Annotated in this window: 12 protein-coding genes and 2 tRNA genes; 3 read left to right on the forward strand and 11 right to left on the reverse strand. The window is 33.8% G+C overall.

The genetic code is table 11. The features are described from left to right. The first annotated feature begins 21 nt into the window (after positions 1 to 21). Complete coding sequence (locus tag SPD48_RS18795; protein ID WP_336259677.1) at positions 22 to 726, forward strand: CPBP family intramembrane glutamic endopeptidase; 705 nt, start codon at positions 22 to 24, stop codon at positions 724 to 726. A gap of 12 nt (positions 727 to 738) precedes the next feature. Beyond that, positions 739 to 909, forward strand: coding sequence for a YdiK family protein (locus tag SPD48_RS18800; protein ID WP_336259693.1), 171 nt, complete (start codon positions 739 to 741; stop codon positions 907 to 909). A 36-nt stretch (positions 910 to 945) separates the two neighbouring features. On the opposite strand, the gene SPD48_RS18805 is transcribed toward SPD48_RS18800, so the two are convergent. Beyond that, complete coding sequence (locus SPD48_RS18805; protein ID WP_336259694.1) at positions 946 to 1578, reverse strand: redox-sensing transcriptional repressor Rex; 633 nt, start codon at positions 1576 to 1578, stop codon at positions 946 to 948. Between the two features lie 29 nt (positions 1579 to 1607). Next, positions 1608 to 2093 (reverse strand): cyclic pyranopterin monophosphate synthase MoaC, encoded by a 486-nt coding sequence (gene moaC, locus SPD48_RS18810; protein ID WP_336259678.1) that lies wholly within the window; start codon positions 2091 to 2093, stop codon positions 1608 to 1610. 157 nt (positions 2094 to 2250) lie between these two features. On the opposite strand from moaC, the gene SPD48_RS18815 reads away from it, so the two are divergent. Continuing rightward, entirely contained in the window at positions 2251 to 4158 is a 1908-nt protein-coding gene (locus SPD48_RS18815) for an ABC-F family ATP-binding cassette domain-containing protein (RefSeq protein WP_336259679.1), read from the forward strand. 110 nt (positions 4159 to 4268) lie between these two features. Here the strand turns inward: SPD48_RS18815 and SPD48_RS18820 are convergent, their stop codons facing one another. The 9 genes from SPD48_RS18820 to SPD48_RS18860 all read right to left on the reverse strand — a co-directional run bounded on the left by SPD48_RS18820 (position 4269) and on the right by SPD48_RS18860 (position 10778). Next, the gene (locus tag SPD48_RS18820) at positions 4269 to 5273 is read right to left on the reverse strand and encodes a DUF3231 family protein (protein WP_336259680.1); all 1005 of its coding nucleotides are present in this window, start codon (positions 5271 to 5273) and stop codon (positions 4269 to 4271) included. Positions 5274 to 5403: 130 nt separating this feature from the next. Beyond that, positions 5404 to 6582 carry an FtsW/RodA/SpoVE family cell cycle protein gene (locus SPD48_RS18825; protein WP_336259681.1) on the reverse strand — a complete coding sequence of 393 codons (1179 nt, stop codon included), beginning with the start codon at positions 6580 to 6582 and terminating at the stop codon, positions 5404 to 5406. A 209-nt stretch (positions 6583 to 6791) separates the two neighbouring features. Continuing rightward, a complete protein-coding gene (tsaD, locus tag SPD48_RS18830; RefSeq protein WP_336259682.1) occupies positions 6792 to 7802 on the reverse strand; it encodes a tRNA (adenosine(37)-N6)-threonylcarbamoyltransferase complex transferase subunit TsaD in 1011 nt (336 codons plus the stop codon). Then, a complete protein-coding gene (gene rimI, locus SPD48_RS18835) occupies positions 7799 to 8248 on the reverse strand; it encodes a ribosomal protein S18-alanine N-acetyltransferase (RefSeq protein WP_336259683.1) in 450 nt (149 codons plus the stop codon). Before rimI ends, tsaD begins: the two co-directional genes overlap by 4 nt. After that, entirely contained in the window at positions 8241 to 8948 is a 708-nt protein-coding gene (tsaB, locus tag SPD48_RS18840; RefSeq protein ID WP_336259684.1) for a tRNA (adenosine(37)-N6)-threonylcarbamoyltransferase complex dimerization subunit type 1 TsaB, read from the reverse strand. Before tsaB ends, rimI begins: the two co-directional genes overlap by 8 nt. A gap of 11 nt (positions 8949 to 8959) precedes the next feature. After that, positions 8960 to 9442: a tRNA (adenosine(37)-N6)-threonylcarbamoyltransferase complex ATPase subunit type 1 TsaE gene (tsaE, locus tag SPD48_RS18845; RefSeq protein ID WP_336259685.1), complete on the reverse strand. Its 483-nt coding sequence runs from the start codon at positions 9440 to 9442 to the stop codon at positions 8960 to 8962. Between the two features lie 4 nt (positions 9443 to 9446). After that, positions 9447 to 10421 carry a thiamine-phosphate kinase gene (thiL, locus tag SPD48_RS18850; RefSeq protein ID WP_336259686.1) on the reverse strand — a complete coding sequence of 325 codons (975 nt, stop codon included), beginning with the start codon at positions 10419 to 10421 and terminating at the stop codon, positions 9447 to 9449. Positions 10422 to 10603: 182 nt separating this feature from the next. After that, a tRNA-Asp gene (locus SPD48_RS18855) sits at positions 10604 to 10680 on the reverse strand. Positions 10681 to 10701: 21 nt separating this feature from the next. After that, a tRNA-Met gene (locus SPD48_RS18860) sits at positions 10702 to 10778 on the reverse strand. Positions 10779 to 10810: the final 32 nt, after the last annotated feature.

Below are 10810 nucleotides of genomic sequence, written 5' to 3' on the forward strand. Positions count from 1 at the left end.
TTGATAAAGGAGTTTATTTACTTGTTTCCAAAACGATACTGGTTTGTTTTTCTAACTTACGTGTTAATGTTACTAGTGACTGCTTTTGTTCCAGTTTTTATTTATTTTATTTTTACTGTTAACGTATTCGAAGCTGCATTATATACCAATGTTGTCGGCTTTATTATTGGCACAATTATCGTCTTATGGTTAATGCGTAAAGACATAAAAGAAGAAAATAACGTATCTTCCTTATCTGCTGGACAAATTATCGGGTGGACAGCGTTAGGAGTCCTTCTAGCATGGATTGTACAGATTATCGCTGTTAATATTGAGATAGAATTATTAGGAATAAATCCGACTTCAGAAAACACCGAACTTATCGTGGAACTAACAAAACTTAATCCAATATTTTTTCTTATTCCTGCAATTACTGCGCCTATCTTAGAAGAATTAATTTTTAGAAAAATTTTATTCGGTACGCTCTATAAAAAAATGAACTTTTTCTTGGCCGCTATTATTTCTTCTTCTATTTTTGGAGTACTTCATATGGACTTAACTCATACACTAATCTATGTTTCGATGGGATTTGTCTTTGCTTATATATATGTGAAAACAAAGCGAGTGATTGTTCCAATTTTTGTCCATATGACTTTAAATACGGTAACTGTTTTAGGCCAGATATTTATAGATCCCGAACAGTTGGAGCAAATAGAAAAGTCGATGTTTATATTTTTTGGGGGTTGATGTAATTTGAGAATGGCAATACTTTATTTTTTAATGGGAATATTTTTCGCATATTTAGCTTTTACTTATGCAAAAGAAACCGTTTGGAATGCGACCACGATTTTACTTGCGTTAGTGGCCACCCTTGATTTTGGTATGGGTTACCGCTATTTGCGTATGCATCAGAAAAATCAATCAAAATGAAAAAACCGGAGCTTTATTTATTGCTCCGGTTCTTTTTTATTGTAACGGATAATTTTTTAAAAAATACACAAATGACTGCAATTCAACAGATAGGTCAATATGATGAATACGTATATGCTCGGGAATGGTTAATCTAGCGGGAGTGAAATTTAAAATACCTTTAACTCCATTTGCTATGAGCCGATCGGAAATCTCCTGAGCAGCAGATGCAGGAACAGTGAGAATAGCTACCTCCACATTTCCTATTTCGTTTTCTAAATCATCGATATGATAAATCGGTACACCTCCGATTAACGTACCTGCTTTTTTCTTAGATCGATCAAATGCCATTGCAATTTTCGTATTATTATTTCTTAAAAAATTATAATTAAGTAAGGCTGTGCCGAGATTTCCTACACCGATTAATGCTACTTCAGTAACTTCGTCTTGTGCTAAAGTAGTTTTAAAAAACTCAAGTAAATAATCTACATTGTATCCATAACCTTTCTTACCTAGTGCTCCAAAATAAGAAAAGTCTCTCCGAATTGTAGCGGAGTCAACTTTAACTGCATCACTTAATTCTTTTGATGATACGCGTGTTTTCCCCTGATTATGTAAGTTTGATAAAAATCTATAATATAAAGGCAAACGTCTAGCTGTTGCTTGCGGTATTTTACGTTGCACCTTGATTCCCCTCTTTCCACCTATCTCTCTTATCTTTATTTTTTAATAAAGTCTCCAGACTTGCCTCCTGTTTTCGAAAGTAAATACGTTTCTCCGATCACAATACCTTTATCGATCGCTTTACACATATCATATACGGTTAGTGCGGTAGCAGAAGCAGCAGTTAACGCTTCCATCTCGACGCCAGTTGACCCTTTTGTTTTAACCGCTACTTCTATATGAAGTTTATATTTATCATTCTCAACTTTCTCCCAATCAAATAATATGTCCACTCCACTTAAAGATAAAGGATGACACATTGGTATCCAATGAGACGTATTTTTAGCTGCCATAATTCCCGCCACCTGAGCAACAGCTAATACATCTCCTTTTTTCATTTGATTTTCATTTATTTTCCTATATATTTCCTCATCTACATATACACTTGTTTTAGCGGCAGCAGTACGAACGGTTGATTTTTTATCTGTAATATCGACCATTTTTGCTCTACCTTGGTCATTAAAGTGGGTGAAATTTGACATCAATCTTCACTCTTTTCCTTCTATTCTACCCTTAGTTTATCAGATATAATTAGATAAGTCTGAAATAAGCGCCTTTTTCTATCTTAATTAATAGGATTACTAATTGCAGGAAAGGTGATAAATAAGATACACTAGGATGGAATGAGGTGAATAATAGATGATAGTTATGCAATTGAATGATGTCGTTAAATCATTTGCAGGTGAGATAATTTTACAAGGTATAAATATAGAAATAAAAAGTAGAGACCGCATTGCTATTGTCGGAAGAAACGGTGCCGGAAAGTCTACATTACTTAAAATTATGACGGGTGATCTTGACTATGATTCAGGTGAAATTTTTAAACCTCGTGATCTTAGTATCGGTTACTTAGCACAACATAATGACCTAAACTCTAATCATACGATCTGGGAGGAGATGCTAACAGTCTTCACCGAACTTATTGCCGAGGAAAAGGAATTAGAAAATCTAGCGAATAAAATTGAGGTAAGTAGTGCTAAAGGAACCTATGATGAAAAACTAATCAATGAGTATAGTCGAAAACAAGAGCAATTTGAAGAGTCAGGTGGCTATCGTTATAAAAGTGATATAAAAGGTGTCTTGATTGGTCTTGGTTTTCCTGAACAAGATTTCGAATTAGTCGTAAATGATTTAAGTGGTGGACAGAAAACGCGACTCGCTTTAGGAAAACTTTTATTACAACAACCTGAATTACTAATATTGGACGAACCTACAAACCATTTAGATATTACTACTTTAACCTGGTTGGAAAACTACTTAAATAATTATAACGGAGCATTATTAATCGTTTCTCATGATCGTTATTTTCTCGACAAAATAATAAATGTTGTGTATGAAGTTGCACATCAAAAAACAAATAAGTATCTCGGAACATATACAAACTATCTTCATCAAAAAGCGTTAAATTATGAACGGGATATTAAAAAGTATGAAAAACAACAACAAGAAATTAAAGAAATGGAAGACTTTGTTCAACGTAATATCGTGAGAGCTTCCACAACAAAACGTGCTCAAAGTCGAAGAAAACAACTGGAAAAAATGGAGAAACTCGACAAGCCATTAGGAGATGAATCTAGCGCTTCATTCTCATTTGAAGTTGCACGCACTAGTGGGAATGACGTGTTAACGATAGATAATTTCTCTTATACTCATCCTGGCGAAGAAAAACCATTGTTTTCTAATGTATCTTTTACTATTCATCGTGGCGAGAGAATTGCTTTAATAGGAGAAAATGGTGTAGGTAAAACTACTTTATTACGATCAATCATGCAGGAAAGTCAAGAAATAAAGCTTGGTACGAATGTGCAAATTGGATATTATGCACAGGAACAAGAAACATTAAAGCCTACTAATACACTGCTTAGCGAAGTATGGGATGATTTCCCGAATAAAACGGAACAAGAGATACGTACAGTATTAGGTAACTTTTTATTTTCTGGAGAAGAAGTGGAAAAACGTATTTCTATGTTAAGTGGTGGTGAAAAGGCAAGAGTAGCCTTAGCAAAATTAATGTTAAAACGTGCAAATTTCTTAATTTTGGACGAGCCAACAAATCATTTAGACCTTGTTAGTAAAGAAATACTAGAAGCCGCTTTACAAAGCTTCTCTGGTACAATACTATTTGTTTCCCATGATCGATACTTTATCAACAAAATTACAGATCAAGTATTTGATTTACAGCCTGATGGAGTTACTGTCTATCTCGGGAATTACGATTATTATGTAGAGAAAAAGATGGAAGAAGCAGAACGGAAACGATTAGAAGAAAAAACAGAAACACAGGAATCTACTCCTAAACAAGCCAATTTGTCATTTACGGTGCAGAAAAGAATTCAAAGCGAGCAAAGAAAGAAAGAACGTCTAATCACAAAACTTGAAACGGAAATTGAGGAATTAGAAAATAGTTTAGCTGAAATTGAGCTTTCTATGACGGAACCTGATATATTTAATGATCATGAAAAACTACTTGAGCTTACAAACAAATCTCATGAGACGAAGAAGAAAATTAATCAGTTAATGGATGAATGGACAATGCTTCAAGAATAAAAAAACAGTTTGTATGGAACTTTCATTCCTGCAAGCTGTTTTTTAGAATCAAGCACTAATTTATACCATATGAAATATTTTTTGAAAAAGGGCTTAAATAAAGTTAGTTTTTAACTTTTTGCAAGTTTGTCCCGGTCAATTGCTTGTGGAGGCTCCTCCATCCATCCCTCTTTTATCATTAAGCTAGCACCATCTTCGGCATAAAGCGCAGCTTCTGGGATTAATAAGGCATATTTTGCCCCCAAATCTCTTCTTAAGCTTTGTGCCATCGCCATTCCGTAATTTCCAATTCCCGTTGCATTCATTGCTAAAGCATAATACATGATAATTTTGTCCGAAAAAACAGGTGTTGTTGAATCTGAAACCTCATCATCCCAAGTCGAAGTGACAGGTAGATCCTCATTTATAAGATATTGACTTAAGATTTTCATATGTTTTTTGGCAATTTTTTTACCACGTAACATGAATTGCACAACTTCCTTGCCTTTTGCAGTTTGTGCAAATCCAATCATCAATGCTTTCCCAACAGCATTGGTTTCAATATTAACAAATAGATTCGCTATCTCAATGGAAGTAAGTGATCGTTTATTACCAATATAACCTGATAGAAAATGTTGTTTCTTGATAAATTCTGCTTTATCCGGAATAGGTAAATCAGGTGTCTTGTTATAAATACCTTGCTTCAACATCAAGTCACGGGTACGATCCTGTAATTCGACTGCTTTTTTTAATATTCGTTTATGAAAAGTAACCACGTCTGGTCGTGTTGCCAACCCTATTGCTGCTGAGCTAGTCTCCATCGCAATAATAGACATTTGCCTTAAAAACATTAGAATAAAGGAGTCTGAAAAAAGCTTTGGTGCTTTATGATTTACATCTTGATATGTAAATCCAACAGGAATAGGAAAGTTATCTTTTTCAAATATTTCTTTCATCATTAATAAATTGTTTTCTGCAACCTCCTTTGTCCATTCTATTATTGGAGACACTTCGTCATCCTCAGAAGTTGCCAAAAAATATGCATTTGTATATTTAGCAGCTGTATCATTGATATATTGAGTCCACAAGCTAGACATTTCTGCTGATGTTAAATGAATTTTTGTTTTATCTTCCATATATAAAAAACTCCTATCTTATTTTCGAATAGTATCTCACACGATAGAAATTATATGAATAGAAAATCGATATGCTTATAAATGAAATAAAAAGCTTGCAGAGAACATTTTCTCCACAAGCTTTGTTCGTTTAATTAAACAAAAAGTCTTTTTGCCGTGATTGCTCCACTGCAACTCGGTACACAATTCCAAATCCGATCATTGTAGACAACGTTGTACTTCCACCATAACTTATAAATAACAATGGAATTCCTGTGATCGGCATAAGTCCGATCGTCATACCAATATTTTGAAAGGTATGGATTAAAATAAGGGCCATGAAACCAAAACAAATAAACGACCCATAAGGACTGAATTCGAAACTTTTCATTCCTAATGTGACTAGCTTATAAATTAATAAGAAAAATAGGAATATGACAATTGAGCTCCCAATAAATCCAAAACTTTCTCCAATTATGGAAAAGATAAAGTCCGTATGTGCTTCAGGTAAAGCTACTTCTGCATTATTCATTCCTTTTCCTGTTAACTGGCCTGAACCAATAGTTAATAAGGAGCGATCAATTTGGTATCGGTCATCATCCACTTGTTGTGTTGGATCAAACCATGTCATAACTCTGTCAATCTGATATGGTTTAATTCCGAGAACTTTTTGAGACAACTCAGGAAAATTAACGATGAGTAATACAGCCAAGGCAATAGCAGCTATTCCACCGACAATCATTACTAAAAGAATTTTCCAATCAATACCGGATAAAATAATTAAAATGCCTAAAATAAAGAAAAAGACAACGGAAGTCCCTAAATCAGGTTGCTTTAAAATAAAAGCAACAGGAATAAGTGTTGTTAAAACAAGCTTTAAAATTAACCATAAATCACTATTTAGCGAGTTATTAACAAATTTCTCTTTATGTTTTACAATAATCGCAGATAGAAACAGAATAAATACGATTTTTGTAATTTCTGACGGTTGAATTGTAATAAATGGTATTTCGTTAAACCAACTCTTCGAACCATTTACAGGTCGGGCAATGGAGTGTGGACTAAAATGTAATATAACTACTAATATTACTCCAAATATATATAAATAAAGACTAGATTTATATAATTGATCAAGATCAATAAATTGAATTCCTACTAAAAGAAAAATACCGATTGCATAATAAATAACTTGTTTTAACGCAAAGTTTCCTTCATTCTGATATTGACCGAGATGTTGAGCATTATAAATTGCTAAAATACTAATAGCAATAAAGGCTAATAATATAATTATTAAATCAAGCTGTATATAATGTGATTGCTTTTTTGACATTTTGTCTAACCACTTTCTACATTAAGATAAACAGATTAAAGCGAGTATAATTTCACTCGCTTTATTATAAATCTTTTTCACGTTAATTACTAGTTATCAACAAATGAAAATAATATATAAAATAATACACAGTTTTATTCACAAATAATACATGATGTTTCCAAGCGTTTATGAACTTATTCACATCCATGTGGATAAGTTGTGCATAATTATGTTAACTGTAAAGATGGCTTACCGTTCAAATCCCAAGGAGCAAATTGTTGTCGTTCGTACTGTATACTAGCTGCAGCAGCAATCATAGCTGCGTTATCCGTACATAGTTCAATTGGTGGGATAAGTACAGGAATCGTAGTTGTAGAAAATTTATCTACTAACGACTTGCGTAACCCTTTATTTGCAGCAACTCCTCCGGCTACGATAACTTGTTTTACATCATATTTTTGAGCAGCTTTAAACGTTTTTTCAGTTAATACGTCAACAACGCTTGCCTGAAAACTTGCTGCAATGTCTTCCTTGCTAATCTTTTCTTCTTTTTGCTTTTTATTATGAATATAATTAATTACGGCTGACTTTAATCCACTGAAACTAAAGTCAAAACTTTCATCACCTAACCAAGCTCTTGGAAAGTCGATCGTTACTTCACCTGTATGAGCCAATCGATCTATTTGAGGACCTCCGGGATAAGGTAATCCAAGCGATCTTGCAATTTTATCATAAGCTTCTCCAGCTGCATCATCTAACGTTTCTCCGATTAATGTATATGTTCCATGATCTTTCATTAGAACTAATTCGGTATGACCTCCAGAGACAATCAGTGCAAGGAGCGGAAACTCAAACTCTGTTTTAAGTCGATTTGCATAAATATGTCCCGCAATATGGTGAACTCCAATTAATGGTTTTGATTTTGCAAAAGATAATGCTTTTGCCGCATTAATCCCAATTAATAACGCACCAACTAGTCCTGGACCCTCAGTTACAGCAATTGCATTTATTTCATCCCACGATAATTCCGCCTGCCGAAACGCTTCCTCTAGAACGACTGTTATTTGCTCTACATGATGTCGGGATGCAATCTCTGGAACAACGCCACCGAAGCGTTTATGACTCTCTATTTGAGAGGAAACAACATTGGACATAATTTCCTTCCCATTCTTAATAATCGCCACAGCAGTTTCATCACAACTAGTTTCTATACCTAATATAATATGATCTTTTTTCAATGTAAATTCACCCACATTACGAGCGCATCTTCTCCGTTATCAGGATAATAACCCTTTCGGATTCCACCTGGAACAAGTCCAAATTTTATATATAATTTCTGCGCTACTATATTTGAAACACGGACTTCTAACGATAAACGATTAGCCCCTTGTTGGATTGCATATTGCATTGCAAAACCAAATAGTTTTTCTCCAATTTTATATCCGCGAAATTGAGGTAGCAAGGCAATATTCGTTATCTGTGCATCTTCTTCTACAATCCAAAGCCCTACATAGCCGATAATATTTTCACTTTCTTCAATCACAAAATAATGAGCATGCTTATTATGATTAACTTCTTGCTCATATATTTCATATGTCCACGGTGTGGTAAATGAAGCAACATCAACTTTCATTACTTGTTTAATATCTTCGCTAGACATTTCTCTTATAGAAAACTCAGCCATGAGAATGTTCATCCTTTTGCTGTATTAACAAATTGGATTCAGCTTCAGTAATCCTTAAATAATTTGGACTAACCAAGTGTACTGAACTTTCCTTTATTTGTTCACTTAACATTACAAGATTTGATGGTCTTGGTAAATGAATAGATCCGCTTGGTATACTTGCGTTTTTAACAAGTGAAGATGTAATCATGTCTTGAAACGAATGAATATGTGGACTCAAAAACAAGATGTGATCATTTATTTCTTTTAATGATTCTAACCAAGTCATCATATCAATGTTTGTCTCTTTTTTAACAACATTCAACTGTTTATTTTCCCATTTATAAAGTCCTGTAAATACTGATTTTCGACGCGCATCAAAAAAAGGACAGATGTATCCATCGAAAAAGACCCCATTCATCGCAACGGTAGCTAAACTGGAAACTGTATAAATTGGTATGTTTAATGTCCATGCTAGAGTTTTAGCTGTCGTTACCCCTATACGTGTTCCCGTATAGGAACCTGGACCGTTTGCAACGATTATCTTATCTAACATTTCAGGTTTCAATTCCGTTTTTTCCATTATTTCAACAATAGCAGGCATTAAGCGACTAGAATGATCTTTATTTAAGTTTGTAATTAATTCTGCTATCAATTCATTATTTTTAATTAATGCTATTCCCAGTACTTGGTTAGAAGTATCAATTGCAAGTATATTCATCTAAATTCCCCTTATATATCAGTTGGCAAGTCTGATTGATATATCTGTAATTCATTGACCAATTGTTCGTATCGAGTACCAATTGGCTGAAAGCTTAATTTACGTTTTTCCGATGATAGATGCTCAATTTTTATTTGTAATCTATTCATAGGAAGGTACTCTTCTATAAAGCTTGCCCATTCGATAACACTTATACCATCGCCATAAAAGTATTCCTCAAATCCAATATCTTCATCTGAAAATTCAAGTCGGTAAGCATCCATATGATAAAGAGGTAATCGGCCATTATATTCTTTTATTATTGTAAAAGTTGGACTTGTAACTGCTCTTTCTATCGATAGGCCCTTTGCCAATCCTTTAGTAAAAGTTGTTTTACCAGCTCCTAAATCCCCTTCTAACGTAAGAACATCTCCTGGATGCAAAAAACTAGCTAGAATTTCAGCTATTCCTTTTGTCTTTTTTTCCGACTTGCTAATTATCTCAAAAGCATTCATTCACTCATTCACCAACTTTATGTATATAACCCATTTTTTCTAATAACACTAACTGATCTTCTTTCTTCAAATAAACGTTACCATTTTTATTCTGATCATACGTAACGTTTCCAATTTTCGTTATACCTAAACCTATCTTATCCGCACTTTCCTTTATAAAATTCCAATCCTTTTCAGAAGCAGTTCCGACCAATTCGAAATCTTCTCCACCGAAGTATTTCCATTCATACTGTTGAGAATAACTGAATTCATTAAAATTACTACTTGTAGGAATTTTATCATCTTCAAGGATTATCGTTACATTAGAAGCTTCAGCAATTTCTTTGAGTTCATTAGCAATTCCATCTGAAATATCGTTTAATGCTACTCTCTTTAATGGCTGTAAGGAGGTAGCAAACTTAACTCTTGGGGAAGGCATACGATGACGTTGAATAAAATTCATTTTATCATTTGTCACTCTATCATTCATTAATAGAAAAAGCCCTGCTTGTGAATCTCCTAATGTTCCGGTAACAAATATAATATCTTTATCCCTTGCATCATTTCTATAACGAGCTTTTCCTCTTGAAACAGTTCCTATAATAGTTACTGAAAGGACTAACTGTTTTCCGGTAACTGTATCGCCTCCGATAAGATCCATTCTATATTTAGAAGCAATATCATCCATTCCTCTATATAAGCCACTTAATAATTGACTAGATGCATCATCCGGAACAACAATCGAAACTAGGTAAAATTTTGGCTGTGCCCCCATTGCCGCTACATCACTTATATTAGCGGCTAAAGCCTTGTAACCAATATCATAAGCTTCCATTGTTTTTTCATTAAAATGTATGTTTTCAACAAATGTATCTACTGCGGTAACAATATCTTTATCTAATGAACGAAAGACAGCAGCATCATCACCAATACCTTTTAATAGAGATTGTTGCTTATATGTGTTTTGTTTTATTGAATGTATAAATTGAAATTCATTCATACGTATTCGCCTTTCTATATTTCAACAATTCAATTCCTTATATATATGTACTCGTATTTTCTCATTAATCTTACCTGATTTCAATTTTCTTATCCAATATAGTAATAAATAGTTTGTTTTATTTTTTAGCCATAAAAACAAAAAAATACATGTTATTATAACATGTACGATTTATAAGATAATGGCGATCCGGACGGGACTCGAACCCGCGACCTCCAGCGTGACAGGCTGGCATTCTAACCAACTGAACTACCGGACCACTTTTTATTATTAAATTAATTGGTTGCGGGGGCAAGATTTGAACTTGCGACCTTTGGGTTATGAGCCCAACGAGCTGCCAGACTGCTCCACCCCGCGATATGATAAAATAGAAATATATAGATTGAATC

The organism is Pseudogracilibacillus sp. SE30717A (assembly GCF_037071985.1).
In the GTDB taxonomy this organism is placed as follows: domain Bacteria; phylum Bacillota; class Bacilli; order Bacillales; family Amphibacillaceae; genus Pseudogracilibacillus.

Excerpts from the sequence above, each read along its gene's own strand:
- SPD48_RS18800 (WP_336259693.1), top strand. The coding sequence starts at position 739 with ATGGCAATACTTTATTTTTTAATGGGAATATTTTTCGCATATTTAGCT.
- moaC (WP_336259678.1), bottom strand. The coding sequence starts at position 2,093 with ATGTCAAATTTCACCCACTTTAATGACCAAGGTAGAGCAAAAATGGTC.
- SPD48_RS18815 (WP_336259679.1), top strand. The coding sequence starts at position 2,251 with ATGATAGTTATGCAATTGAATGATGTCGTTAAATCATTTGCAGGTGAG.
- SPD48_RS18820 (WP_336259680.1), bottom strand. The coding sequence starts at position 5,273 with ATGGAAGATAAAACAAAAATTCATTTAACATCAGCAGAAATGTCTAGC.
- SPD48_RS18825 (WP_336259681.1), bottom strand. The coding sequence starts at position 6,582 with ATGTCAAAAAAGCAATCACATTATATACAGCTTGATTTAATAATTATA.
- rimI (WP_336259683.1), bottom strand. The coding sequence starts at position 8,248 with ATGGCTGAGTTTTCTATAAGAGAAATGTCTAGCGAAGATATTAAACAA.
- tsaB (WP_336259684.1), bottom strand. The coding sequence starts at position 8,948 with ATGAATATACTTGCAATTGATACTTCTAACCAAGTACTGGGAATAGCA.
- tsaE (WP_336259685.1), bottom strand. The coding sequence starts at position 9,442 with ATGAATGCTTTTGAGATAATTAGCAAGTCGGAAAAAAAGACAAAAGGA.
- thiL (WP_336259686.1), bottom strand. The coding sequence starts at position 10,421 with ATGAATGAATTTCAATTTATACATTCAATAAAACAAAACACATATAAG.